A 24,928-nucleotide genomic window follows, 5' to 3' on the forward strand; every position below is an offset into this window, starting at 1 on the left:
GGTTTCCTCCCTGTTAGGCGGCAATCTCCGCGTTGATGTTCTCAGCCAGCAAGGCCCGGAAGCGCGAAGGCGACATGCCTTTCTGCGCCAGGAACTGGCGGTTGAAATTCGAGATGTTGTTGTAGCCGGCGGCGTAGCAGATCTCGGTGATCGACATCTGCGCCTCGCTCATCAACAGCTGGCAGGCAAGGTTGATGCGCAGCCGGTTGACATATTGCACCAGCGCCATGCCGGTGTGGCGGCGGAAGCTGCGCGAGAAAGCGCTCGGGCTGCGCCCGGCGATCTCGGCCAGCGTCCCTTCGCTGAACGGCTCGGTCAGGTGGCAGTTGATGTAGGCGAGCGCCTGGTTGATGCCGGCCGACATGAAGCCGGAGGGGTCGGGCAGATAGCCGGCGCTGGCCAGCGTGCGGACATCGCCGGCGCGGTTCAGGATGTCGAGCACGGCCATGAACAGCGACAGGCGGCGCACGCCCTGCGCCTCGGTCAACTCCGCCAGCAGGGGCGCCGCAAGCTCGGCCGTCGCCAGCGAGAAGAGCGCGCCGCGGCGGCTGGTCTCGAGGATGCCGGCGCAAGCGGCAAGCTCGGGCAAGGCGGCGGAAGCACCGGCGATGAATTCTTCCGAAAACTGGACGACGCGGCCACGCAGCGGCACGGTCTCGCCGGGCGGCACGTCGCTGACCCAATTGTGCGGCAGGTTCGGCCCGGTGAGCACCAGATTGCCTGGCTCGAACTCGCCGATGAAATCGCCGACGAAATAGCGGCCGGTGGTGGCGACGACGAGATGCAGTTCGTATTCGGGATGGAAGTGCCAGCGCACGGTGCGGAAAGGATAGCCGTGGGCCCAGGCCTTGAACGACTCTCCCTGTCTGATCTGGACGACTTCCAGGTCCGGATTCATGTTCATTTTCCTCCCCGCGCGGGTCCGGCCTTGTGACCGGTTGCTGCGCTTCGTCAGGCGGGCCCGTCTCTTCCCACTGGCCGCCATGATTGAAAGCTTAGGCGGCAATCGAAGCCCCTGCCACCACGGCTTGTCCACCCGACCGATACTTTTTTGACGTGTTGGAGCGGATCGAAGCAAGCCGATGTTTGAAAGCACTTCCTTAACCATAGCGGTTCAGGATCGTTCCCTGGTCAGTGGGGACACCCCGATTGAAAAAGCCGGCGCGCCTTCTTCGCCGCCTGGCGCTGATCGCTGCGGCGGTTGCGTTGGGTACGGCGGCAAAAGCCTCGGATTTCTCCGAGCCGTGGAAGAATGCCGACCGCCCGCTGGTGATCGACGCCTACGAGTACAATTCGATCGACTGGCAGCAGCTTGTCACCGACAAGCGCGTCGCCGGCTTCGTCAACAAGGCGTCCGACGGGCTGCCGCCGCCCTATTTCTGCTTCGGCGCCGAGGCCGACGTCAAACTCTGCAAGGCGCAGTGGAAGCGCTACGCGGTGACGCGCGAATTGTTCCAGACGCGCAAGGTGGTGGCCAAGGCGCTCGGCCTGAAATGGGGCGCCTATCATCTCGCGCGGCCCGGCAATCCGGTCGAGCAAGCCAACAACTTCATCGACTTCGCCGAGCCTGCGCCCGATGAGCTGATGGCCCTCGACATCGAAGGCATCGATCCGACGCAATGGATGTCGCTGGAAGACGCGGAGGAATTCGTGCGCCAGGTGCATCGCCGCCTCGGCCGCTTCCCGGTGCTCTATGTCAACGGCAAGACCGCCCAGTACATCGCCGACAATCGTTACCAGTATCGCCTGCTGTCGCGCCTGCCGCTCTGGTATGCGCGCTACAAGCCCGACATCGACGTACATTTCCCGATGGGCAACTGGCAGGGCTACGCGCTGTGGCAATTCTCGGCGCAGGCCAATTGCGGCCGTTTCCGCTGCCCCTATCGTGTGCCGGGCACGCCCAACGACATCGACGTCAGTGTCGCGCCGATGAGCGCCGACCAGTTGCGCCAGCAATGGGCCTTTGGCGGGCTGCTCGACGTGCCGACCGACTACCTCGCCTCAATCCCTGTGCCGCTCTCGCGCGAAAAAGCCCTCGCCGGCAAGGTCACCATCACCTATGCCGATGTGGCGACGCCGCCGACGGTCGAGGAAATGGTCGCGGTGCTCGGCGCGCGCTGGGAGAAATTCCGCGACGGGTTCCGCATGCCGGTGGTGAAGACGGTGCCGCAGCGGCCGAGCTTCGGCATCGTGCAATATGTCGCCTGGAAGCGGACCGAGCAGCGCACACCCGAACAGATCGACGCGGCCTTTGCCGCCGCCGCCGATCCGGTCAAGACCGCGTCGACCGCTCTCGACCACAGGCGGCATTGAGGCCCAGGATCAGCGATGGTTGCCCAGGCTGGCATACATGCCGGTGGTGCGGAACTGCGTCGGGTTAATGCCGTAGCAGCGGCGGAAGACCTTGGAGAAGTAGTTCGCGTCCTCGAAACCGCACAGCACCGCGACCTCCTTGACCGGCAGGAAATCGGCCTTGGTGAGCAGCTTGGCCGCGCGCTGCAGCCGCTGCTGCAGGACGAATTCGGCGGGCGGCAGCCCCTCGCTCTCGGCGAAACAACGCGAGAAATGGGCCCGGCTGAGGCCGCTGATCTCCACGAGCTCCGCCACCGGCAGCGGCTTGTCGAGATTGGCGTTGATGTGGTCGATGACCGGCTGCATGGCGCTCTGCTTCTCGGCGAAGGCGGGCGAGCCGAAGACATCGTCATAGAGCGCCATCGCCGCCTCATAGGCGATCGCCGACGCCGCGCCGGGCGAAGCGGCGCCCTTGATCAGCCGCAGGCTGCAATCGGCAAGGTGATCGATGGTCGCCGGCTGCAGCCGGAACACCGGGCCGGAGACGCTGAGGATCGACTTGTGGATGCGCAGCGCCTCCTCGCCGTTCATCGAGATCCAGAAATATTCCCAGCGGTCGCCCTTGGCCAACCAGTAGCGATGGTTGTGCGGCACCAGAACCAGCAGCGTGTCGTTCGCCTGCAGACGGTAGTTGCGGTTCTCGTAGCGCAATTGGCCGGTGCCGCTGATCGTATGCTGCAGCACCGTGAACGGGGTCTGGCCACGCTTTCTCCCATCCCAGTCGTAGGTTTCGTCCTCGCGCACCTCATAACCGGTGCTTGTCGGCATGGCATGCAGCCGCTGGCGCCCGCGCGGCAGCGAAATCGTCCGCATCAGCTCTCCGTTGGCGATCAGGTCACGCAGCACAAAATTACCCTCGAAAGCATAATCCTTCTCTGGCGGTGCCCGCCAATAAGGGCATAATCCAACTTCTCAGAACGCGAAAGACCCGCGGTCGAGGAGCGGGCGGGAGGAGAAAGAGCCGGATTTCCGGCTTTGAGCGGCGCGTGCGTAAGATCGCGCGGCCGTATCCTTCCTTGCTGCTCCTTGCCTAGCATTCGAACGGATCGAGGTGAAGGTGATGAGCTTCAAAATCGCTATTATCGGCGCGGGCAGCGTCGGGTTCACCAAGAAGCTGTTCACCGACATTCTGTGCGTGCCTGAATTCCAGGACATCGAATTCGCGCTGACCGACATCAGCGAGCACAATCTCGGGATGATCAAGGCGATCCTCGACCGGATCGTCGAGTCGAACAAGTTGCCCACCAAAGTTACGGCTACCACGAACCGCCGCGAGGCGCTGGAGGGTGCGCGCTACATCATCAGCTGCGTGCGCGTCGGCGGGCTGGAAGCCTATGCCGACGACATCCGCATCCCGCTGAAATATGGCATCGACCAGTGCGTCGGAGACACGATCTGCGCCGGCGGCATCCTCTACGGCCAGCGCAACATTCCAGTGATCCTCGACTTCTGCCGGGATATCCGCGAGGTCGCCGCGACCGGCGCGAAATTCCTCAACTATGCCAACCCTATGGCCATGAACACCTGGGCGGCGATCGAGTATGGCAAGGTGGACACGGTCGGCCTCTGCCACGGCGTGCAGCACGGTGCCGCCCAGATCGCCGAGGTGCTCGGCGCGAAGTCATCCAGAGAGCTCGACTATGTCTGTTCAGGCATCAACCACCAGACCTGGTTCATCGAGCTCAAGCTGAACGGCCGGACGATCGGCAAGGACGAACTGGTGGCCGCCTTCGAGGCGCATCCGGTCTATTCGAAGCAGGAAAAACTGCGCATCGACGTGCTGAAGCGCTTCGGCGTCTATTCGACCGAAAGCAACGGGCATCTTTCCGAATATTTGCCCTGGTACCGCAAGCGCCCCGAGGAGATCACGCGCTGGATCGACATGTCCGACTGGATCCACGGCGAGACCGGCGGCTATCTGCGCTACTCGACCGAGACCCGCAACTGGTTCGAGACGGAGTATCCGCAATTCCTCGAAGCGGCGTCTAAGCCGATCGACCCGGCAAAACGCTCCAACGAGCATGCCAGCCACATCCTCGAGGCGCTGGAGACCAACCGCGTCTATCGCGGCCATTTCAACGTCAAGAACAACGGCGTGATCACCAACCTGCCGCAGGACTCGATCATCGAATCGCCCGGCTTCGTCGACCGTTTCGGCATCAACATGGCGGCCGGCATCACGCTGCCCGAAGCCTGCGCGGCCACCTGCATGGCCTCGATCAACGTGCAGCGCATGTCGGTGCATGCGGCGATCGCCGGCGACATCGATCTCTTGAAGCTCGCCGTGCTGCACGATCCGCTGGTCGGCGCCGTGTCGACGCCGGAAGAGGTCTGGCAGATGGTGGACGAGATGGTGGTCGCTGAAGCCGCATGGCTGCCGCAATATGCGCACGCCGTTCCGGCGGCGAAGGAGCGGCTTTCGAAATCCAAGGTCAAGACCCGCGAATGGGCAGGCGCCGCGCGCCGCAGCGTGCGCTCGATCGAGGAATTGCGCGCCGAAAAAGCGGCACTGAAACAGGCCGGCTGAGATCGCCGGCAAGCAGGCGAATTCGCAGGGGGAACGTCCGCAAGACACTCACAAGAGGCGGGCAGCAGCAGACGTCCAAAACATCTGGGAGGAGACTATGAGGACTTTTCGTAGAACTGGCATTGCCGCCGGGCTGATGCTCGGCGTTTCGGTCCATGCGCTCAACGCCTTCGCTTCCGAGCCGACGATCCCGCCGGAGCCCGCGACATTCCCGGCCGAAGGCAAGATCCATTATGTGGCGCGCGACTCCATCCTGGAGTTCAAAGCGCTGCCCGAATATCACGAGCCGGACTGGGTGACCGAGAAATACGTCAAGACCGGCAAGCTGCCGCCGGTGAAGGACAGGCTGCCGAAGGAGCCACTGGTCTTCAAGACCGAGAACATGCCGGACGGCATCGGTGTCTATGGCGACACGATGCGCCATGTCATCGGCGGCCGGCCGGAAGGCTGGAACTACGGTGCCGGTCAGACGCAAGGCTGGGGCGGCATCGACATCGGCCTGTCCGAATGCCTGACGCGCACGGCGCCGCTGTTCCAGGTCGAGGCCAAGGACACCGAGCCGCTGCCCAACCTCGCCAAGAGCTGGGACTGGTCGAGCGACGGCCACAAGCTGACCATGCATCTGATCGAAGGCGCCAAATGGTCCGACGGCGCGCCCTTCAATGCCGACGACGTCATGTTCTACTGGGACGACGAGGTCGTCGATCCGAACGTCTCGCCGCTCAACGGCGCCACGCCGGAAACTTTCGGCGTCGGCACGACGCTGAAGAAGATCGACGACTACACCGTCGAGTGGACGTTCAAGGAGGCGTTCCCGCGGCAATATCTCTATGCCATGGCCTACGGCACTTTCTGCCCCGGTCCCTCGCACATCCTGAAGCCGCAGCATCCGAAATATTCGAAGAACACCTACGACCAGTTCAAGAACGCGTTCCCGCCGGAATATATGAACATGCCGGTGATGGGCGCCTGGGTGCCGGTGGAATACAGGCCGGACGACATCATCGTCATGCGCCGCAACCCCTATTATTGGAAGGTCGACGAGAAGGGCAACCAACTGCCTTATCTCAACGAGTTGCACTACAAGCTCTCGACCTGGGCCGACCGCGACGTGCAGGCTGTTGCCGGCTCAGGCGACTTCTCGAACCTCGAGCAGCCGGAAAACTTCGTCGCCTCGCTGAAACGCGCGGCCGACAAAAACGCGCCGGCGCGCCTCGCCTTCGGCCCGCGTCTCATCGGCTACAATCTGCGCATGAACTTTTCCGCCAATGGCTGGGGCAACCCGGACGAACGCGGCCAGGCGATCCGCGAGCTGAACCGCAACGAGGACTTCCGCAAGGCCGTCACCATGGCGCTCGACCGCAAGGCGCTGGGCGACTCTCTGGTCAAGGGTCCGTTCACCGCCATCTATCCGGGCGGCTTCTCATCCGGCACCAGCTTCTACGACCGCAAGTCGACGGTCTACTACCCCTTCGATCTCAAAGGCGCGAAAGCCTTGCTCGCCAAGGCCGGTCTCAAGGACACCGACGGCGACGGCATCGTGAACTTCCCGGCCGGCACCGCCGGCGGCAAGGACGTCGAGATCGTGATGCTGGTCAACAACGACTACACCACCGACAAGAGCCTTGCCGAAGGCGTGGTCGCGCAGATGGAGAAGCTCGGCCTCAGGGTCGTGCTCAACGGGCTTAACGGCACGCAGCGCGATGCCACGCAATATTCCGGCCGCTTCGACTGGCTGATCCGGCGAAACGAAACCGAGCTCACCTCCGTCGTCCAAAACACCGAGCAGTTGGCGCCGGTCGGGCCCAAGACCAGTTGGAACCATCGCGCGCCGGAAAGCGGCCAGGTCGACCTGATGCCCTTCGAAAAGGACCTCGTGGACATCGTCAACAAGTTCGTCTCGACGCAGGACAACGACCAGCGCGCCGAGCTGATGCGAAAGTTCCAGAAGATCTCGACCGAGCATGTCTACAATGTCGGCCTGACGGAATATCCGGGCGCGCTGATCATCAACAAGCGCTTCTCCAACATCCCGCAGGGCACGCCGATCTTCATGTTCAACTGGGCCGAGGATTCGATCATGCGCGAGCGCGTGTTCGTCAAGGCGGACAAGCAGGCCAAGTATGAACTGTTCCCGCAGGAGCTGCCCGGAAAGCCGGGTGACAAGGGTCCAATGGATTAGGAGTTCGATGTAAGGTTTACCTCCCCTGACGAGAGACGTCCGGCCGCGTCGCGGCGCGGCCGGACAAACGAAACCTCCGAACGCACCCCAGGGGAGCGGCGGGCAGACAAGAAGGCGGACGATCCGATGCTGCGGTTCCTGCTCATGCGCATCGCCTCGGCGATCCCAGTTCTCGCCATATTGAGCCTGGTCACCTTCGCCATCATCCAGGCACCGCCGGGCGACTATGCCGACTACATCAAGTCGCAGCTGATCAACCAGGGCGGCGCCTCCTACGCCGAAGCCGACGCGCAGGCGCAGGCCTATCGCGTCGAACATGGCCTCGATAAGCCGCTGCCTGTCCAGTATTTCAACTGGATCGGCGGCATCATCACGCGCGGCGATTTCGGCTACAGCCTCTATTACAACAAGCCGGTGGCTGACGTAGTGGGTGAACGCCTGCCGCGCACGCTGCTGCTGGCGCTGGTCTGCCACCTGCTCGCCTCGGTGCTCGGCATCACCTTCGGCATATGGGCGGCGACAAGGCAGTATAGCTGGATCGACTCGACACTTTCGGCGATCTCGTTCCTCGGCATGACGGTGCCGCGCTTCCTGATGGCGCTGATCATCGTCTATCTGCTGGTCTTCCAGTTCAACGTGTCGGAGATCGGCTCGTTCTTCTCGCCGCAATATGGCGGCGCGCCGTGGTCCTGGGCGAAGTTCGTCGACCTCGTGAAGCATGTCTGGCCGGTGGTGGCGATCGCGACCTTCGGCGGCCTCGCCTACAACATGCGGGTCATGCGCGGCAATCTGCTCGACACGTTGAACATGCAGTATGTCGAGACGGCCAAGGCCAAGGGATTGACCGGCGGCGCCGTGGTGATGCGCCATGCCGTGCCCAACGCGCTGCATCCGCTGGTGATGTATCAGGGCGTGGTGCTGCCCTATATGCTCACCGGCGAGATCGAGACGGCGATCATCTTCGCGCTGCCGACCGTCGGCCCGGCCATCGTCGGCTCGATGGCGGTCGGCGACGTCTACGTCACCGCGACCTTCATGATGGTGCTCTCGGCGACGCTCATCGTCGGCAATATCATCGCCGACCTGCTGCTGGTCCTGCTCGATCCGCGCGTGCGCCAGTTCGGGGAGCGCTAGATGCTGGCGCGCGATCCATCCCCGCCGCCGCCAGCCGAAGGCGTGACCATCGCCGAGCCGGCGCATGGCAATGAGAGCTACATCGCGCTGGTCTGGCGCCGGCTAAAGCGCTCCTGGACCGGCATGGCCGGGCTCTTCCTGGTCGTGCTGCTGCTTGTCATGGCGGTGTTCGCGGATTTCATCGCACCCTCGGATCCGAAGGCGACCGATGTCGCCTTCGCGCCACCGCAGGTGCCGAGCTTTCACGACAAGGACGGCAATTTCACCTTCCGGCCGAGAATCTATGCGCTGGCCGACTCGGCCGATCTCGATCCGGTTACCTTCCAGCCGATCGTCGGACCCGACTACGACAATCCGCGCCTGCTCGGCTTCTTCGTTGAGGGCGCGCCCTACAGGCTGTTCGGGCTGATCCCGGCCGACCGGCATTTCTTCGCCTCGATGGACGGCCAGCCGGTGCATATCCTCGGCACCGACAAGTTCGGCCGCGACGTGCTCTCGCGCGCCATCCACGGCTCGCGGGTTTCGCTGATGATCGCGCTGACGGTGGTCTTCATCATCACGCTGATCGGCACTACCGTCGGCATGGTCTCCGGCTATTTCGGCGGCAAGTTCGATGTCTGGATGCAGCGCTTCGTCGAGCTGGTGCTCGCCTTCCCGCAGCTGCCGCTTTATCTGGCGCTGACGACGCTGATCCCGGTCACGGCGCCGACCAACGTCTTCCTCGGCTTCGTCATCATCGTCATGTCGGCGCTGGGTTGGGCGCAGATGTCGCGCGAAGTGCGCGGCAAGACGCTGGCGCTGGCGCGGATCGACTATGTGCGCGCCGCCATGGCGGTCGGCGCCACCGACCGGCGCATCATCATGCAGCACATTTTCCCCAATGTGATGAGCCATGTGATCGTCGCGGTGACGATCGCCATCCCGACCGTGGTGCTGCTCGAAGCCTTTCTCGGCTTCCTCGGCTTCGCCGTGAAGCCGCCGCTGATCTCCTGGGGGCTGATGCTGCAGGACACCGCGACCTATTCGGTCATCGGCACCTATCCGTGGATCCTGTCGCCGGTCGGCTTCGTGCTGGTCACCGTGTTTGCTTTCAACGCGCTGGGCGACGGTCTGCGCGATGCCGTCGATCCTTATTGAGGTGGCCGGGATGACGACAATCGCGCTCGCAGAGAATTTCGCACCCGCCGTCCGGCTCGACCATGACGGGCGCCATGAACAGCCCATCATCGACGCCCGCAACATCGAGGTCGCCTTCAAGGTGGAGCACGGCACCGTCGAGGCGGTGAAGGACGTATCGTTCCAGCTCTATCGCGGCGAGACCATCGCCATCGTCGGCGAGTCCGGTTCCGGCAAGTCGGTGACCGCGCGCACGGTCATGGGGTTGCTGTCGCGGCGGGCGACCGTGTCGCCACGGTCGAGCGTCGACTATCTCGGCCAGAATATCCTGAAATTCCCCGAGGCCGCCCGGCGCAAGCTGCGCGGCAACCGCATCTCGATGATCTTCCAGGAGCCGATGAGCTCGCTCAACCCGATCTATACGGTCGGCAGCCAGATCGTCGAAGCGATCAGGGTGCATCGCAAGGTGAGTCGCAGGGAGGCCTGGGCGCGAGCGCTCGAGCTCCTCAAGCATGTCCAGATCCCCGAGCCGGAAGCGCGGCTCAAGCAGTATCCGCACCAGCTCTCGGGCGGCCAGCGGCAGCGGGTGATGATCGCCATGGCTCTGGCCAACGATCCCGACGTGCTGATCGCCGACGAGCCGACCACGGCGCTCGACGTCACGGTGCAGGCGCAGATCCTCAACCTGATCCGCAATCTTCAGAAGGAGCTGAAGATGGCGGTGATCCTGATCACCCACGACCTCACTGTGGTGCGCAAATTCTCCGACTACGTCTATGTCATGCAGCATGGCGAGATGCGCGAGCACAACGTCACCGAGCGGCTTTTTGCCAATCCGCAGCATCCCTACACGCAGCGGCTGCTGGCTTCCGAACCGCACGGCCGGCCGCAGCCGCTGCCGAAGGGTTCCGGCGCCATCCTCGAGGCGAACGGCGTGCGTGTCTGCTTCATGCTGCGCCACGGTACGTTCCTGAAGCCCGACTGGCGCGAGCTGGTCGCTGTCGACGATCTCGACCTGAAGCTCTGCCGCCACGAGACGCTGGGGCTGGTCGGCGAATCCGGCTCCGGCAAGACGACCTTCGGCCAGGCCCTGCTCAGATTGCAGGATGCCAAGCGCGGCGAAATAAGCTTCGACGGCAAGCCGATCCAGAGCCTGTCGCGCGGCGAGATGCGGCCGCTGCGCTCGCGCATGCAGATCGTCTTCCAGGACCCGTTCTCCTCGCTCAATCCGCGCATGACGATCGGCCAGATCATCGAGGAAGGGCTGGTCGTCAACAGGCTGGGCGCGACGCGGCGCGAGCGGGTCGAGCGGGTGCGCGACGCTCTCACCAGCGCCGGCATGCCGGGCAACATCCTGTCTCGCTTCCCGCATGAATTCTCCGGCGGCCAGCGGCAGCGCATCGCGATCGCGCGGGCCATCGCGCTGGAGCCGGAATTCATCCTGCTCGACGAGCCGACCTCGGCGCTGGATCTTTCCGTCCAGGCGCAGATCATCGACCTGTTGCGCAAGCTGCAGGACGAGCGCGGCCTGAGCTATCTGTTCATCTCGCACGACCTCAAGGTGGTGCGGGCGCTCTGCCACCGCGTCATCGTCATGCAGCATGGCAGGATCGTCGAACAGGGACCCGTCGACGAGGTCCTTTCCAATCCCAAGACCGCCTACACCGAACGGCTCGTCAGGGCCGCTTTCGAGGTGGCGTAGATCAAGTGCCGGAGGCTTACAGTGGTTAGAAATCCCAGGATCGCGTTCATCGGCGCCGGCTCGACGGTGTTCATGAAAAACATCGTCGGCGACGTGCTGCAGCGGCCGGCGCTGTCGGGCGCGACGATCGCGCTGATGGACATCAATCCGCAGCGGCTGGAAGAGAGCGCCGTCGTCGTCAACAAGCTGATCGCGACGCTCGGCGTCAAGGCGAAGGCCGAGACCTATTCCGACCGGCGCAAGGCGCTGAAAGGCGCCGACTTCGTCGTCGTCGCCTTCCAGATCGGCGGCTACGAGCCCTGCACCGTCACCGATTTCGAGGTGCCGAAGAAATACGGCCTGCGCCAGACCATCGCCGACACGTTGGGCGTCGGCGGCATCATGCGGGGCCTGAGGACCGTGCCGCATCTGTGGAAGATCTGCGAGGACATGCTCGCCGTCTGCCCGGAGGCGATCATGCTGCAATATGTCAACCCGATGGCGATCAACACCTGGGCGATCGCCGAGAAATACCCGACGATCAAGCAGGTCGGGCTCTGCCATTCGGTGCAGGGCACGGCGATGGAATTGGCGCACGACCTCGACCTTCCCTATGAGGAGATCCGATACCGCTCGGCCGGCATCAATCACATGGCGTTCTATCTCAAATTCGAGCATCGCCAGGCGGACGGCTCCTATCGCGACCTCTATCCGGACCTTGTCCGCGCCTATCGCGAAGGCCGCGCGCCGAAGCCGGGCTGGAACCCGCGCTGCCCGAACAAGGTGCGCTACGAGATGCTGACCCGGCTCGGCTATTTCGTCACCGAAAGCTCGGAGCATTTTGCTGAGTACACACCTTATTTCATCAAGGACGGGCGGCCCGACCTGATCGAGAAATATGGGATTCCGCTCGACGAGTATCCAAAACGGTGCATCGAGCAGATCGAGCGCTGGAAGGGACAGGCGGAAGCCTACCGGTCGGCCGAACGGATCGAGGTCGAGCAGTCCAGGGAATACGCCTCCTCAATCATGAACTCGGTGTGGACCGGCGAGCCGTCGGTGATCTACGGCAATGTCCGCAACAATGGCTGCATCACCTCGCTGCCTTTCGACTGCGCGGCCGAGGTGCCGTGCCTTGTCGATGCCTCCGGAATCCAGCCGACCTACATCGGCGACCTGCCGCCGCAGCTGACGGCGCTGATCCGCACCAACATCAATGTGCAGGAGCTGACGGTGCGGGCGCTGATGAGCGAGAATCGCGAGCACATCTACCACGCGGCCATGATGGATCCGCACACCGCGGCCGAGCTCGACCTCGACCAGATCTGGTCGCTGGTCGACGACCTGCTCGCCGCGCATGGCGACTGGCTGCCGGCCTGGGCGCGCGGCGGGCGCAAGAGCGCGGCGGCCTGAAATTCGGGATTACGCGCCGGCTTTCTCGCGCGCCACGGCCTGCCAGCCGATGTCGCGTCGACAGAAGCCCTGCGGCCAGTCGATACGGTCGACAGCCGCGTAGGCCTTTGCTTGCGCCTCGCCGACCGTCTTGCCGGTTGCCGTGACGTTGAGCACGCGGCCGCCATTGGCGACCAGCGCGCCGCCATTGATGGCGGTGCCGGCATGGAAGACCTGAACGCTCTCGCCTTCCGCCTTGTCGAGGCCGCGGATGACGGAGCCCTTTTCCGGCGTGCCGGGATAGCCGCGCGCCGCCATCACCACGGTCAACGCCGTCTCGTTGCTCCAGCGGATCGACATATGCGTGAGCTGGCCGTCGACGGCGGCATTGAGCAGGACGAGCAGATCGTCCTTCAGCCGCATCATCAGCACCTGACATTCGGGATCGCCGAAGCGGGTGTTGTATTCGATGAGCTTCGGCCCTTGGTCGGTGATCATCAGGCCGGCAAAGAGGATGCCGGCGAAGGGCGCGCCGAGCTCGGCCATGCCGCGCATGGTCGGCTCAATGATCTCGCGCATGGTGCGCTCGGTCATTTCCGGCGTCATCACCGGCGCCGGCGAATAGGCGCCCATGCCGCCGGTGTTCGGCCCGGTATCGCCGTCGCCGACGCGCTTGTGGTCCTGCGCGGTACCGAAGGGCAGCGCGGTGGCGCCGTCGCACAGGCAAAAGAAGCTCGCCTCCTCGCCGGTCAGATATTCCTCGACCACGACCTCGGCGCCGGCGGCCCCGAATGCGCCGTCGAAACAGGCTTCCAGCGCGGCGTTCGCCTCGTCCAGTGTCATGGCGATGGTGACGCCCTTGCCGGCGGCGAGCCCGTCGGCCTTGATGACGATCGGCGCGCCGGTCTTCTCGACATAGGCCTTGGCCGAGGCAAGATCGCCGAAGCGGCCATAGGCGGCGGTCGGAATGTTGAATTTGGCGCAAAGGTCCTTGGTGAAGCCCTTCGAGCCCTCGAGCCGCGCCGACGCCTTGGACGGACCGAAGACGCGGATGCCCCAGGCGCGCAGGTCGTCGGCGATGCCGGCGACCAGCGGGCCTTCCGGGCCGACCACGACGAGTTCGATCTTCTTTTCCTGGCAGAAGGCGGCGACCGCGGAATGGTCGGCGACGTCGAGCTTCACCAGTTCGGCGACACGGCCGATGCCCGGATTGCCGGGCGAGGCATAAAGCTTCGTCAGCAGCGGCGAGGCGGAGAGCTTCCAGGCAAGCGCATGTTCGCGGCCGCCCGAGCCGAGAAGAAGAACGTTCATGGCCACCTCTTGCTGCCGATCGTCTCTGCTTGGAACCCGCTATTGGTCCGAGGGCGGCGGGTCAAGGCGTCTTGGCATTTTGGCGGCAATTGCGCACGGTAAAGCAGCGTTGCACGCCCTGGCGAAGGTAACGGCATGGACCCTCGGGTCTGCGCGGCCGCTTCGTTCCCGCTTCGCCCGTGGATGACGAGGCAAGGCCGCTCAGCTCTGGTAGATAACCGGGAACCAGTCCTCGCGCAGCTTCTGGCCGGGTTTCATGTCGTGGCCGGGATAGGGCGGCGAGGTGCGGCCGGGGCGCTCGACATAATGCGCGTCGTCGCCGACCCAGCGCAGCGACAGCGCCCGGCGTCGCGCCGGCGTCATGTTGCCGCGCGCGCCATGCGCCGTGCGGAAGTCGAACAGGATGGCATCGCCCGGCTCCATCTCCCATTCCAGCACCTTCATCGACGGGTCGTTGTCGGGATCGGGCACCGGCAGATAATCGCCCTCTCCGGCATAGAAATTGGTGTCGTTCAGCCAGCGCACCGGCAGCACCATCTTTTCCCACTTGTGCGAGCCGGCGATCAGCCGCAGCGTCGCCTCCTTCACCGGATCGATCGGGATCCAAAAGCTCACCGTCTGGCTGCCGTCGACGAAGTAATAGGGAATGTCCTGGTGCCAGGGCGTCGGCTTCTGCGTGCCGGGCTCCTTGACCAGCACGTGGTCGTGGAAGAACTGGGCGCTGCGCGACTGCATGACGGCGGCGGCGAGTTCGGCGGCCGGCGATTCCCGCACGATCCTGACGAATTCCGGGATGCGCTCCCAGTTGCAGTAGTCGTCGAAGAAGCTGCCCTTGCCGCCGGCGATGTCGGAGGCGGTAGCGCTGCGGTTCTGGATATTTCGTTCGATGCCTGCGGCGATGACATCGACCCAGTCCTTGAAGGCGCCGCGGATGCACACGGCGCCGTCGCGCTGGTAATCGGCAATCGTCGCGGCGTCGATCTTGGGGCTGGCCATCGTGCTCTCCTGCTTGTTCGATGACCGACTATCGCAAGAGCGTCACATCACGTAAAATAATAACTTGTCATCTTACTTATAGTTTTTGCCTATGAAGTTCACGCTCGCTCAATTGCGCTATGTCGTCGCCGTGGCCCGCTATGGCAGCGTGACCGCGGCAGCCCAGGCGCTGAATGTGTCGCAGCCGTCGATCTCGGTGGCGATCGACCATGTCGAGGAGGCGCTTGGCCAGAAAATGTTCGTGCGCCAGCGCGGCAGCGGCGTTGCGCTGACCTCCTTCGGCCGCAGGGCCGCCGCCAAGGCGAGGCAGGTGCTGGGCGAGGCGGACGAGCTGGCGGCGCTCGGATCGCGCGACGCCGATATCGGCGGCGAGCTGGTGCTCGGCTGCTTCGAGGACCTGGCGCCCTATTTCGCCCCGGCGCTGATGCGCGCCTTCGCCGAGCGCTGCCCGGCCGTCACGGTCGTCATCGGCGACGAGACCTTCGAGACGCTGGGGCGGCGGCTGGCCGACAGCGCCGTCGATCTTGGCCTCACCTACGATCTCGGCCTGCCAGGGCATTTCAAGCGCATCCTGCTGCATGAATTGCGGCCGCACGCGCTTCTTCCCGCCGGCCATGTGCTGGCGGACAAGCATGCCGTCAGCCTGGCGGAGCTCGCGGCGCATCCGCTGATCACCACCGACCAGCCGCACAGCTGGCAGCATATGCTGGATCTCTTCCTCAGCCGCGGCCTGTCGCCGATCGCGCGGGCGACGACCAGCTCGTTCGAGCTGCAGCGCTCCATGGTGGCCAACGGCTTCGGAGTCGCGGTCAGCTATACGAGGCCCTATGGCGACCGCAGCTATGACGGCCTGCCGCTGGTCTGCAAACCGCTCTCGGACCCGCTGCCGATGCAGCGCATCATCCTGACGCACGACACGCGCCAGCGCCTGTCGAAGGCGGCCACGGCCTTCATCGAGGTCGCCAAGGCATGGTTTGCCGGTCACGATGTTTTCACTGCTTGAGCGACAACGCGTCCGCTTGACGGGGCCGCCTGCTGCTGCCACTCCGGCGTGATGGAAACCGTCCAGTCGAAAGCGATCCAGGGCCGTGTCGCCGACGCGCCGAGCGGCCATTGGGTCTATCGGGTGCTGCCGCGCTGGCTCTGGCCCTATGCGCAGTTGGCGCGCTGGGACCGACCGATCGGCTGGCAGCTGCTCTTGTGGCCCTGCTGGTGGTCGGCGGCGCTCGCCGCGGGCGCATATCCGCGCGCGACCGACCCGCTGCTGACGCTGCTTCCGGCGCCCTGGTATCTGCTTTTGTTCTTCATCGGCGCCGTCGCCATGCGCGGCGCCGGCTGCACCTACAACGACCTCGCCGACGAGGACATCGACAACCAGGTCGAGCGCACCCGCTCGCGGCCGCTGCCCGCCGGCAAGGTGACGCGGCGCCAGGCCTGGATCTTCGTCATCATTCAGGCGCTGGTGGGCCTGGCCGTGCTGCTGCAGTTCAACAGCTTCGCCATTCCCCTCGGCATCGCCTCGCTGGCGATCGTCGCCGTCTATCCTTTCATGAAGCGCATCACCAACTGGCCGCAATTCGTGCTGGGCTTAGCCTTCTCCTGGGGCGCGCTGATGGGCTGGGCGGTTGAGTTCGGCGACATCGATGACCCGGCGATCATGCTCTATATCGGCTCGATCCTGTGGGTGATCGGCTACGACACGATCTATGCGCATCAGGACAAGGAAGACGACGCCATCGTCGGCGTGCGCTCGACGGCGCGGCTGTTCGGCGACAACACCAAGATGTGGCTCAGCGGGCTCTACGGCGGCGCGCTGATCTGCTTCGCCATCGCCTTCGCCTCCGCACAGGTGCCGATCGTGGCGCTGGCCGGTCTGATCGCCGCCGGCGCGCATATGGCGCGCCAGATCATCCGGCTCGACATCAACAATCCGGACCAGTGCCTCAAACTGTTCAAGTCGAACAACCAGGTCGGCTGGCTGATCTTCCTCGGGCTGATCGGCGGCTCGGTGTGGATATGGCTTAAGCCGCTGGTGTAGCGGGGCTCCCCCTTCCCCCCTTGTGGGGGAAGGTGTCGCCGAAGGCGACGGATGAGGGGTGTTCCAGGGAAAGCCAGCGTCTCACTCCGCTGGAACACCCCTCATCCGTCTCGGCGCTACGCGCCGATCCACCTTCTCCCACAAGGGGAGAAGGAGAGGGCGCCGCGCTACTCCCTTGCAATGATCTCCTGGCCGTCGATGACGAGCCTCAGGCCCAGATTGCCGGCCTTGCGGCGGGCGAGGAAGCGCGGGCGGCGCGTGGTGGAGACACGGCCCTTGCGGCGCTCCTGCGGCGTCCGCGCCTTGATGGCGGCGCCGAGCGATTCTTCCAGCGTGCGGGCAATGCCGTCGGCCTCGATCAGCAGCATCGGCAGGCGATAGGCATCGGCCCAGGCGCGCCAGTCGGCGGCGACGTCCTCGAGATCGTCTGCGACCAGCAGCGGCACCGACAGCATCGGATCATTGTGCAGGAGTTCGAGCGTCACCGTGACGTTGCCGTCCGGATCCTCCATGGCGCGCGCGGCGACGCCGCGGAACGCCTTGGCGGGCAGCGCGATGATCGCCGGCACGCCGCTCATCTCCAGCATGCGGCGGATGACGGCGCCGCGCTGGTCGATGGTGAAGGTGACATCGCCATAGTCGTCGCGGGTGGCATAGCTCACCATCTGCGGCAGGCGAAACGGGTCGAGACGCATGTTGCGGCCGGCCCAGACTGGCTTCAATCCAGTGTTCATCGAATGTCTTCCCTGTTACTCCTGAGGGCCGTTTTCCGGTTCTCTCAGGGCCGGTTTTTCCGGCCTCGTTATGGGAAGAAACATTAGCGCTCGCTTCTTACCGGCGCGCTTAAGAAAGTCGGTTAAATTTTGCTGATCGGGGCCGATGGTTATCGGAATGCGACCGCCCACCAGACATCGGAAGGATCAGATAACCTTACCGGGGTTCATGATGCCGGCCGGATCGAAGGCGGCCTTCACCCGGCGCATCAGGTCGATGGCCATCGGCGGCGCCGTGGCGAGGAGCTCGTCGCGCTTCAACTGACCGATGCCGTGCTCGGCCGAGATCGAGCCGTGGAAGGAGCGCACGACATCGTGCACGGCCTTGTTCATCGGGTGGTAGAGCTCGAGGAACGGCTCGTCCTGCCAGTCCACGGGGCGCGAGATGTTGTAGTGAAGATTGCCGTCGCCCATGTGGCCGAAGCAGACCACGCGCGCGCCGGGGCAGACGCCTTCCACCACGCCGGCCGCCTTTTCGATGAAGTCGGGGATCGAGGCGATCGGCACCGATATGTCGTGCTTGATCGAGGCGCCCTCGGGCTTCTGGCATTCAGGGAGCGTCTCGCGGAAATTCCAGAAGGCGTCGCCCTGGGCCAGGCTTGCTGACACCACCGCGTCGCCGACGATGCCTTGCTCGAGGCCGGCCGACAGGATCTCCTCGATCAGCGCCTTGCCGTCCTCCTCGGAGCGTCCGGACGAAACCTGCATCAGCACATACCACGGCCAGTCGTCGGCCAGCGGCCGCGTGATGCCCTGCCCGTGCTTCAGCGTGAAATCGTAAGGCCTTCTGGCGATCAATTCGAAAGCGGTGAGCGAGGCGCCGGCCCGGTCCATCGCCAAAGTGAACAGCGAGAGCGCGTCTTTCGGAGACGACGGCAGGCCGGCAAAGGCGACCTCCCTGCCCTTCGGCTTCGGGAACAGCTTCAGCACCGCGGCGGTGATGACGCCGAGCGTGCCTTCGGCGCCGACGAAGAGGTTCTTCAGGTCGTAGCCGGTGTTGTCCTTCTTCAATTTGCGCAGGTCGTCGAACACCTCGCCGGTCGGCAGCACCACCTCGACGCCGAGACAGAGCTCGCGCGCATTGCCATAGGCAAGCACGCCGGTGCCGCCGGCATTGGAGGAGAGGTTGCCGCCGATCTGGCATGAGCCCTGCGCGGCGAGCGAGAGCGGAAACAGCCGGTCGGCAGCGTCGGCGGCTTCCTGCAGCGTCTGCAGGATCACCCCTGCCTCGACGGTCACCGTGTTTGACAGGACGTCAATCTCGCGGATGCGGTTCAGCCGCGACAGCGACAGCACGATGTCGTGGCCGGATTTGTCCGGCACCTGGGCGCCGACCAACCCGGTATTGCCGCTCTGCGGCACGATCGGCGTGCCGGTCTCGGTGGCAAGCCGCATGATGCGGCTCACTTCCTCGACGCTGCCCGGCCTCAGCACCAGCGATGTGCGGCCATGCCAGAGGCCGCGCCGTTCGGTGATGTAAGGGGCGATGTCGGCCTGGTCGCGCAGCGCATATTTGTCGCCGACGATCGCCGCGAAGCGGTCGATGACGGCGGGGTCGAGATCGAAGGGCTGGTCGTTCATGATCTGAAACTAGAGCAATTCCAGGAAAAGTGCGAAGCGGTTCCGCCCGGAATTGCATCAAAACAAAGAGATGGCTCAAGCAGTCTTGTCGCGCGGCGCGGCGGCCCGCGCCAGCCGATCGTTGATCGCCTCGCCCAGCCCCTCGAAAGGGATCGGCTCGACAGCGATGGTCGTGGCGCCGCTGCGGTCCAGCGCCTGCATGGCCGCAAAAAGGTTGCTTGCCGCCTCGCGCAAGTCGCCGGCCTCGGAGAGATTGCGTATAGCCGCTGCATCCTGCCAGCCCTCGGCGCGGCTGCGGCCGAAGGCAAGCAATGCCTCGCCCCTCACGATCTGTTGAACATTGAGCCGCATCGCCGCACCCGGCGCGTAATGCGAGGCAAGCATGCCGGGCGCCTCGATGCCGGCAGCGCCGCGCAACAGTTTCGCGCCGGCCACCGCCTCGATCTCCTCGGCGCCGATGCCACCGGGCCTGAGCAGCCGCAGTTCGCCGTGTTCGACCTTGACGATGGTCGATTCCAGACCGACGGGCGTCGCGCCGCCATCGACGACCAGCTTGATCCTGCCGCCGAGATCGGCGGCGACCGCTTGCGCCGTCGTGCCGGAAATCCTGCCGGAGGAATTGGCGCTGGGGGCGGCGAGCGGCCGGCCGAGCCGCGCGATCAACTCGCCACCGAACCCGCGCGGCATGCGCAGCGCGATCGTGTCCAGCCCGGCGGTGACCAACGGATGGATGCCGCTGTCGGCGCGGTGCGGCAGCACCAGCGTCAGCGGGCCGGGCCAGAAGGCCTCGGCCAGTCTTGCCGAGAGGGGATCGAAGCCGGCAATGCGGTCGGCCATGGCGCGATCGGCGACATGGGCGATCAGCGGGTTGAAGCGCGGCCGGCCCTTGGCCTCGAAAATACGCGCAACGGCGACACCGTTGGTGGCGTCGCCAGCCAGGCCGTAAACCGTCTCGGTCGGGATGGCGACGACGTCGCCGGCTTGAAGCAACGCCAAAGCCCGCTCAAGCGCCTCGCCAACCGCCACTATCTCAGCCAAATTTGCCACCATTCCTGATGCATGTTGCCCAAAAGTGTGAAGCGGTTTTGGGACAACAACATGCATGAAGCAAAACCTAAAGCGCGTCGATTGAATCCATTTCAACGCGACGCGCTTTAGACATGCCGGTCCCGTAATACGGCCGCTTCCACCGGGCAAGGGCGCGCATTGGCGATTTATCAATCCCTAAAATGTTAAGTTTCCGCGCAAGCCGGCTTCAATTTGCCGGCCTTAAGGTGCGGGGCGGTGGTTACCGGCTGGGGAGTTTTCGTAATGCGTTTGCTCGGAGCGTTCGGCATCGGCCTTTTGGCAATGAACGGCGCGGCGCATGCTTCGTCGATCGTCGTGCTTGGTGTCTCGACCTCGACGCCTTCGGTGGTCAGGCTGGACGCGATCGATCCGGCCAAACTCTCGGCGCTCACCGCGCCGTCGATCATTGCGCTCGGCGACCCCATGCCCGCGGTGACCGACGAAAAGGTTGCGGCTATTCCCGAAAAGTCCGGGCATGAGTCGGCGCCGATGATCATCCGCGGCGGCATTGTCGGCGGCGCCTTCGCAACGCCCGCCGCGACCGCGTCGGCCAAGCCCGCAGCACCGGCAACCGCGGCCACCACGCCTGCGGCCACCACGCCGGCAAACGGCACTTCGACGGCAACGCCGCCGAACGGCACGGCCTCCGCCTCGAAGGGCAACAGCAAGGCCGGCAACCAGCCGACCGCGACAGCCAATGCGTCGGGCGGCGCGCAGCAAAGGGCGCAACCGCCAAATGCCCAGCCGCTGCCGCGCGTCGGCAAGGCGATGTAAATCACACTGGACGCCATCCCGATGTGCTAGGCGCTGTTTGTCGGGACGCAATTCCGGACAGAAGGCTACGGCGAAGTCTGACCGCTTCACACTTTCCCTGGAATTGCTCTCGTGTGTCCGAATCCCGTCATCGGGACCGGGCACGATGGCACTGGCATTTCAAAGGGGGTTCCATGACTGTTTCGAAAGCAATGGCCGTTGCCGGGCTGGTGGCGGCAACAGTGCTGGGCGCGGGTTCGGCGCGTGCCGACGATATGCTCGGCTCTTACGTGGCGCGGATTTCCGATCGCGACCATCGCGCCAGCGACGGCTATCCGCTGAGCAGCGCGGCGCAGATGGTGCGGCAGGACCGCGCCAACTGGCACAAGTTCCACCGGCGCGACAGCGACGACCAGGGCGATGCCTGGTTCCGCAGCGACGGCTCGCGCGCCGACCTGCAGCGCATGCTGGAACGCGGCAGCGCCATGAGCAGCGCGACCCGGCGCGCCATCATCAATGGCGAACCGCTGATCGAGGTGGATGTCTATTCCGACAGCGTGCGGGTCAGCATCGTGGAAGATTGAGATGCTGATGAAAAAGGGCGGCGCCTGACGCGCCGCCCCGCATTTTTCAGATGACGGGAAACGGGTCAGGCCGCCTCTTCCTTGTCATCGTCGTCCGACTCGTCTTCGTCCTCGGCGTCTTCATCCTCATCGTCGGATTCGTCATCGCCCGAGGCTTTGGCTTCTTCGTCGGCGTCGTCTTCGTCCTCGCCGTCTTCCTCGTCGCCGTCTTCGTCGTCGCCGTCTTCCTCGTCGTCCTCGGACAGGTCGGTGGCTTCGACGGCCGCGGCGGCAGCGTGGTCGAGGATGGAAGCGGATTCGACGGCCTCGGCGGCGGCCGGGGTCTCTTCAATCAGGTCGATATCGTCAACGGAATTCATGGTATGCCTCCGTGGTTTGGGAACGTTTTTTATATGATGCATGTCGTTGTCCCGGAACCGCTGCACACTTCCGGGGCGACATGCATCGGTTGTCCCACGCGGATGTCATCGCCGTATGACTGTAAGCCGGCTCCGGCGCACTAAATTTCGGACGCAAAATTGTTCAAGCCTGCCCGTACCCTAGCGAATACGAGCAGGCCTCAACCGCGCGAATTTCGCGCTGTCAGCCGACGATCTTTGAAAAATCCGCGACCTGATCGGTGGCGGCACGGATGCGGGCAAGCAGCGCCAGGCGGTTGGCACGCACGGCCTGGTCCTCGTCATTCACGAGAACGCCTTCAAAGAATGAATCAACCGGTTCGCGCAACACGCTAAGCGCCAGCATGGCGGCGGAAAAATCTTCGTTTTGAATTGCTTGGCCGGCTTCCTTCTCGGCCTGATTCACCGCGGCAAAGAGCTTCTTTTCCGCACCGTCGCGGAACAGAGCCGGCTCAACCGTCTCGGCGACCAGTGTTTTCTTCTTCTCTTCCGCCGTCAGGATGTTGGCGGCGCGCTTGGTGCCGGCGAGCAGGTTCTTGCCCTCCTCGGTGTCGAGCAAGGAGCCGAGCGCCTCGACGCGGCGCACGATCTGCAGCAGGTCGTCGGACTGCGGCGTGATGACGGCATCGATCAGATCGTGCCGCGCCCCCTGGTCGCGGAGATAGACTTTCAGGCGATCGTGGAAGAAGGCGAGGAGGTCGAACGACTGATCCGCGCCGCCTTTGAAGTTTGCAAAAGCCTTGGCGAAGACCGACGTCAGCGCCAGACGAATCCGGTTCTCGATGAGGATCCTGACGACGCCAAGTGCTGCTCGGCGGAGAGCGAACGGGTCCTTGCTGCCGGTGGGCTTCTCATCGATGGCCCAGAAGCCGGTCAGCGTGTCGAGCTTGTCGGCGAGCGCCACCGCAACCGAGACCGGATCGGTCGGCACGCGGTCAGAAGGGCCTTGCGGCTTGTAGTGCTCCTCGGCGGCCGCAGCCACGGATGCATGCTCGCCCTGCAGCAGCGCGTATTTGCGGCCCATGGCGCCCTGCAATTCAGGAAACTCGCCGACCACCTCGGTCTGCAGATCGGCCTTGGCGAGCACAGCCGCGCGGGCAACAAGCGCGCCATCGGCGCCGACGATCGGGGCAAGCTCTATCGCCAACTTCTTGATACGCTCAACGCGTTCCCCCTGCGTGCCAAGCTTGGCATGGAAGGTCACGTTGAGATGGTCGAGGCGCGCCATGCGCTGGTCGAGCGGCTTCTTCAGATCCAGGTCGAACTTCGCCGCCGACTCCACGAGCTGGTCGAGGTCGGGCAGGTCGCCTTGATCGGTCTTCCAGAAATAGAGCGCGTCGGACAGGCGCGCCCTGACAACCTTGCCGTTGCCGTAGGCGATTTCCTTGCCGCCGTCGGTCGCCTCGATGTTGGCGACCAGGATGAAGCGATTGGACAGATCGTCGGACGCACCCCGCGGCCGGGTGACGAAGCACTTCTGGTTGGCGCGGATGGTGAGGCGGATGACCTCGCCCGGAATGGTGAGGAAATCCTGCTCGAACTCGCCCATCAGCACGACCGGCCATTCGACCAGGCCGGAGACTTCCTCCAGCAGGCCCTCGTCCTCGACGAGGTCGAGGCCGTTGGCGAAGGCGATGTTGCGGGCATCGGCTAGGATGATCTCCTTGCGCCGGTCGGCGTCGAGCACGACCTTGGCCGCTTCGAGCTTCGCCACATAGTCGTCGAAGCGGCGCACGGTGATCGGGCCCGGCGCATGGAAGCGATGACCGTAGGTAACGTTGCCGGCGCTGATGCCGTCGATCTCGAAATCGACCACGACCGGCTCCTCGGTCTCCGGGCCGAAGGTGCAGACGATCGACTGCAGCGGCCGCACCCAGCGCAGCGAGCCGGGTTTCGCCGAGGCCGGCCCCCAGCGCATCGATTTCGGCCAGGGGAAGCTCTTGATGATGCCCGGCACCAGCTCGGCGATGATCTCTTCGGCCGCCCTGCCCGGCTTCGCGATGTGCGCGACGTAGAAATCGCCCTTCTTCGGATCGGAGTGGACATGGGCCTCGGCGATCGACGACAGGCCGGCCTTGCGCAGGAAACCCTGCACCGCCTGCTCGGGCGCCGTGGTCGAGGGACCCTTGATCTCTTCGCGGATGTCCTTGGAGCGCGCCGTCAGGCCGCGGATGTCGAGCGCCAGGCGCCGCGGCGTCCAATATTCGCGCGCCGCCTCATAGGTGAGACCCGCCTCGACCAGACCGTCGGTCAGCATCTTCCTGAGGTCGCCGGCAGCCTTGCGCTGCATGCGGGCGGGGATTTCCTCGGAGCGAAGTTCCAAGAGCAGGTCAGGCATAGTTAAGCTCCCACCCTCCCCTTGATGGGGAGGGTCGGCGCGTAGCGCCGGGGCGGGGTGGCGGCCTCTCAGCCGCCAGTACCTTCGGCACCATCGCGCAGATGCAGGTGTGATTTCCGTTCTTCCACCGCCGCATAAATTGTATCGAGCACGGAATCCAGTTCGTTTTTTATCTCATGGTTCCAGAAGCGGACGACGCGATAGCCCTGGCTTTCAAACCATCGTGTTCGAACTTCATCATGACGAAGTTGATCATCGGCACTGTGGTGGGAGCCATCCACCTCGATAATCAATTTCAGCCGATGGGATAAGAAGTCGGGGTAATAGGCGCCCACAGACGCCTGTCGGCGAAAATGTGTCCCTTCGACCGGCATGCGCCACACGTGCCGCCACAGCAGTCGCTCTTCGTCCGTCATCGAGGCGCGAAGCCTTCGTGCGGACTGCAACTTGAAACGGTCAAGTTTTGGCATAGGGAAGCGCCAGTCACCCCCACCCGCCGCTTCGCGGCGACCTCCCCCATCAAGGGGGAGGTAAGAGCGCATAGCAACTCGGCCGGCCGCTGTCACCCCGCTAGCAGATCGCCTCTTCAAGCGATTTCACGGAATTTTCAAGCGGCTGTCGGGACGCAGCGAAGCCGCTCGTCCTTGGAGCAGACCTTCCCATGAACCGAATGCAGCGCTGAAGCGACACACGCTCAGGCAGAG

21 protein-coding genes are annotated in these 24,928 nt (G+C 64.4%); 11 read left to right on the top strand and 10 right to left on the bottom strand.

The window, feature by feature from the left end; translation table 11 throughout:
* Window positions 1-13 precede the first annotated feature (13 nt).
* Window positions 14-898: an AraC family transcriptional regulator gene (locus DPM35_RS03565; RefSeq protein ID WP_112125916.1), complete on the bottom strand. Its 885-nt coding sequence runs from the start codon at window positions 896-898 to the stop codon at window positions 14-16.
* A 251-nt stretch (window positions 899-1,149) separates the two neighbouring features.
* Here DPM35_RS03565 and DPM35_RS03570 point away from each other — a divergent pair, with 251 nt between their 5' ends.
* Window positions 1,150-2,313, top strand: coding sequence for a glycoside hydrolase family 25 protein (locus DPM35_RS03570; protein WP_181591904.1), 1,164 nt, complete (start codon window positions 1,150-1,152; stop codon window positions 2,311-2,313).
* A 9-nt stretch (window positions 2,314-2,322) separates the two neighbouring features.
* Here the strand turns inward: DPM35_RS03570 and DPM35_RS03575 are convergent, their stop codons facing one another.
* Window positions 2,323-3,198 (bottom strand): AraC family ligand binding domain-containing protein, encoded by an 876-nt coding sequence (locus tag DPM35_RS03575; protein WP_181591905.1) that lies wholly within the window; start codon window positions 3,196-3,198, stop codon window positions 2,323-2,325.
* Window positions 3,199-3,412: 214 nt separating this feature from the next.
* Here DPM35_RS03575 and melA (DPM35_RS03580) point away from each other — a divergent pair, with 214 nt between their 5' ends.
* The 6 genes from melA (DPM35_RS03580) to melA (DPM35_RS03605) all read left to right on the top strand — a co-directional run bounded on the left by melA (DPM35_RS03580) (window position 3,413) and on the right by melA (DPM35_RS03605) (window position 12,405).
* Window positions 3,413-4,879: an alpha-glucosidase/alpha-galactosidase gene (gene melA, locus DPM35_RS03580; protein WP_112125918.1), complete on the top strand. Its 1,467-nt coding sequence runs from the start codon at window positions 3,413-3,415 to the stop codon at window positions 4,877-4,879.
* Window positions 4,880-4,976: 97 nt separating this feature from the next.
* Window positions 4,977-7,061: an ABC transporter substrate-binding protein gene (locus DPM35_RS03585; RefSeq protein WP_112125919.1), complete on the top strand. Its 2,085-nt coding sequence runs from the start codon at window positions 4,977-4,979 to the stop codon at window positions 7,059-7,061.
* A 126-nt stretch (window positions 7,062-7,187) separates the two neighbouring features.
* A complete protein-coding gene (locus DPM35_RS03590; protein ID WP_112125920.1) occupies window positions 7,188-8,195 on the top strand; it encodes an ABC transporter permease in 1,008 nt (335 codons plus the stop codon).
* Complete coding sequence (locus tag DPM35_RS03595) at window positions 8,196-9,332, top strand: ABC transporter permease (RefSeq protein WP_112125921.1); 1,137 nt, start codon at window positions 8,196-8,198, stop codon at window positions 9,330-9,332.
* A 10-nt stretch (window positions 9,333-9,342) separates the two neighbouring features.
* On the top strand, window positions 9,343-11,013 hold the full coding sequence (locus tag DPM35_RS03600) for an ABC transporter ATP-binding protein (protein WP_112126230.1): 1,671 nt from the start codon (window positions 9,343-9,345) through the stop codon (window positions 11,011-11,013).
* Between the two features lie 21 nt (window positions 11,014-11,034).
* Entirely contained in the window at window positions 11,035-12,405 is a 1,371-nt protein-coding gene (gene melA, locus DPM35_RS03605; protein WP_112125922.1) for an alpha-glucosidase/alpha-galactosidase, read from the top strand.
* A 9-nt stretch (window positions 12,406-12,414) separates the two neighbouring features.
* Here the strand turns inward: melA (DPM35_RS03605) and purD are convergent, their stop codons facing one another.
* Window positions 12,415-13,695 carry a phosphoribosylamine--glycine ligase gene (gene purD, locus DPM35_RS03610; protein ID WP_112125923.1) on the bottom strand — a complete coding sequence of 427 codons (1,281 nt, stop codon included), beginning with the start codon at window positions 13,693-13,695 and terminating at the stop codon, window positions 12,415-12,417.
* 201 nt (window positions 13,696-13,896) lie between these two features.
* Window positions 13,897-14,691 carry a phytanoyl-CoA dioxygenase family protein gene (locus tag DPM35_RS03615; protein ID WP_112125924.1) on the bottom strand — a complete coding sequence of 265 codons (795 nt, stop codon included), beginning with the start codon at window positions 14,689-14,691 and terminating at the stop codon, window positions 13,897-13,899.
* Between the two features lie 91 nt (window positions 14,692-14,782).
* On the opposite strand from DPM35_RS03615, the gene DPM35_RS03620 reads away from it, so the two are divergent.
* Window positions 14,783-15,694 (top strand): LysR family transcriptional regulator, encoded by a 912-nt coding sequence (locus DPM35_RS03620; RefSeq protein ID WP_112125925.1) that lies wholly within the window; start codon window positions 14,783-14,785, stop codon window positions 15,692-15,694.
* 51 nt (window positions 15,695-15,745) lie between these two features.
* Window positions 15,746-16,729, top strand: a complete 984-nt coding sequence (ubiA, locus tag DPM35_RS03625) for a 4-hydroxybenzoate octaprenyltransferase (RefSeq protein WP_112125926.1) — start codon at window positions 15,746-15,748, stop codon at window positions 16,727-16,729.
* A gap of 167 nt (window positions 16,730-16,896) precedes the next feature.
* On the opposite strand, the gene DPM35_RS03630 is transcribed toward ubiA, so the two are convergent.
* The 3 genes from DPM35_RS03630 to DPM35_RS03640 form a co-directional block, all read right to left on the bottom strand.
* Window positions 16,897-17,463, bottom strand: a complete 567-nt coding sequence (locus tag DPM35_RS03630) for a DUF6101 family protein (RefSeq protein ID WP_112125927.1) — start codon at window positions 17,461-17,463, stop codon at window positions 16,897-16,899.
* Between the two features lie 186 nt (window positions 17,464-17,649).
* Complete coding sequence (locus DPM35_RS03635) at window positions 17,650-19,083, bottom strand: FAD-binding oxidoreductase (RefSeq protein WP_112125928.1); 1,434 nt, start codon at window positions 19,081-19,083, stop codon at window positions 17,650-17,652.
* 75 nt (window positions 19,084-19,158) lie between these two features.
* Window positions 19,159-20,121, bottom strand: a complete 963-nt coding sequence (locus tag DPM35_RS03640) for an L-threonylcarbamoyladenylate synthase (RefSeq protein ID WP_245431413.1) — start codon at window positions 20,119-20,121, stop codon at window positions 19,159-19,161.
* Between the two features lie 273 nt (window positions 20,122-20,394).
* Between DPM35_RS03640 and DPM35_RS03645 the strand changes: the two genes are divergently transcribed.
* Window positions 20,395-20,925 carry a hypothetical protein gene (locus DPM35_RS03645; RefSeq protein ID WP_112125930.1) on the top strand — a complete coding sequence of 177 codons (531 nt, stop codon included), beginning with the start codon at window positions 20,395-20,397 and terminating at the stop codon, window positions 20,923-20,925.
* A gap of 173 nt (window positions 20,926-21,098) precedes the next feature.
* Complete coding sequence (locus DPM35_RS03650) at window positions 21,099-21,488, top strand: hypothetical protein (RefSeq protein ID WP_112125931.1); 390 nt, start codon at window positions 21,099-21,101, stop codon at window positions 21,486-21,488.
* A 65-nt stretch (window positions 21,489-21,553) separates the two neighbouring features.
* On the opposite strand, the gene DPM35_RS03655 is transcribed toward DPM35_RS03650, so the two are convergent.
* From DPM35_RS03655 to DPM35_RS03665, 3 genes are all read right to left on the bottom strand, one after another.
* Window positions 21,554-21,847 (bottom strand): ATPase, encoded by a 294-nt coding sequence (locus tag DPM35_RS03655; RefSeq protein ID WP_112125932.1) that lies wholly within the window; start codon window positions 21,845-21,847, stop codon window positions 21,554-21,556.
* Window positions 21,848-22,070: 223 nt separating this feature from the next.
* The gene (gene glyS / locus DPM35_RS03660) at window positions 22,071-24,224 is read right to left on the bottom strand and encodes a glycine--tRNA ligase subunit beta (protein WP_112125933.1); all 2,154 of its coding nucleotides are present in this window, start codon (window positions 24,222-24,224) and stop codon (window positions 22,071-22,073) included.
* A 68-nt stretch (window positions 24,225-24,292) separates the two neighbouring features.
* On the bottom strand, window positions 24,293-24,694 hold the full coding sequence (locus tag DPM35_RS03665) for an endonuclease domain-containing protein (protein WP_112126231.1): 402 nt from the start codon (window positions 24,692-24,694) through the stop codon (window positions 24,293-24,295).
* Window positions 24,695-24,928 lie beyond the last annotated feature (234 nt).

This window comes from Mesorhizobium atlanticum (assembly GCF_003289965.1).
Lineage (GTDB): Bacteria > Pseudomonadota > Alphaproteobacteria > Rhizobiales > Rhizobiaceae > Mesorhizobium > Mesorhizobium atlanticum.

Excerpts from the sequence above, each read along its gene's own strand:
- DPM35_RS03565 (WP_112125916.1), bottom strand. The coding sequence starts at position 898 with ATGAATCCGGACCTGGAAGTCGTCCAGATCAGACAGGGAGAGTCGTTC.
- melA (WP_112125918.1), top strand. The coding sequence starts at position 3,413 with ATGAGCTTCAAAATCGCTATTATCGGCGCGGGCAGCGTCGGGTTCACC.
- DPM35_RS03585 (WP_112125919.1), top strand. The coding sequence starts at position 4,977 with ATGAGGACTTTTCGTAGAACTGGCATTGCCGCCGGGCTGATGCTCGGC.
- DPM35_RS03590 (WP_112125920.1), top strand. The coding sequence starts at position 7,188 with ATGCTGCGGTTCCTGCTCATGCGCATCGCCTCGGCGATCCCAGTTCTC.
- DPM35_RS03595 (WP_112125921.1), top strand. The coding sequence starts at position 8,196 with ATGCTGGCGCGCGATCCATCCCCGCCGCCGCCAGCCGAAGGCGTGACC.
- DPM35_RS03600 (WP_112126230.1), top strand. The coding sequence starts at position 9,343 with ATGACGACAATCGCGCTCGCAGAGAATTTCGCACCCGCCGTCCGGCTC.
- purD (WP_112125923.1), bottom strand. The coding sequence starts at position 13,695 with ATGAACGTTCTTCTTCTCGGCTCGGGCGGCCGCGAACATGCGCTTGCC.
- DPM35_RS03615 (WP_112125924.1), bottom strand. The coding sequence starts at position 14,691 with ATGGCCAGCCCCAAGATCGACGCCGCGACGATTGCCGATTACCAGCGC.
- DPM35_RS03620 (WP_112125925.1), top strand. The coding sequence starts at position 14,783 with ATGAAGTTCACGCTCGCTCAATTGCGCTATGTCGTCGCCGTGGCCCGC.
- ubiA (WP_112125926.1), top strand. The coding sequence starts at position 15,746 with ATGGAAACCGTCCAGTCGAAAGCGATCCAGGGCCGTGTCGCCGACGCG.
- DPM35_RS03630 (WP_112125927.1), bottom strand. The coding sequence starts at position 17,463 with ATGAACACTGGATTGAAGCCAGTCTGGGCCGGCCGCAACATGCGTCTC.
- DPM35_RS03635 (WP_112125928.1), bottom strand. The coding sequence starts at position 19,083 with ATGAACGACCAGCCCTTCGATCTCGACCCCGCCGTCATCGACCGCTTC.
- DPM35_RS03645 (WP_112125930.1), top strand. The coding sequence starts at position 20,395 with ATGCGTTTGCTCGGAGCGTTCGGCATCGGCCTTTTGGCAATGAACGGC.
- DPM35_RS03650 (WP_112125931.1), top strand. The coding sequence starts at position 21,099 with ATGACTGTTTCGAAAGCAATGGCCGTTGCCGGGCTGGTGGCGGCAACA.
- DPM35_RS03655 (WP_112125932.1), bottom strand. The coding sequence starts at position 21,847 with ATGAATTCCGTTGACGATATCGACCTGATTGAAGAGACCCCGGCCGCC.
- glyS (WP_112125933.1), bottom strand. The coding sequence starts at position 24,224 with ATGCCTGACCTGCTCTTGGAACTTCGCTCCGAGGAAATCCCCGCCCGC.
- DPM35_RS03665 (WP_112126231.1), bottom strand. The coding sequence starts at position 24,694 with ATGCCAAAACTTGACCGTTTCAAGTTGCAGTCCGCACGAAGGCTTCGC.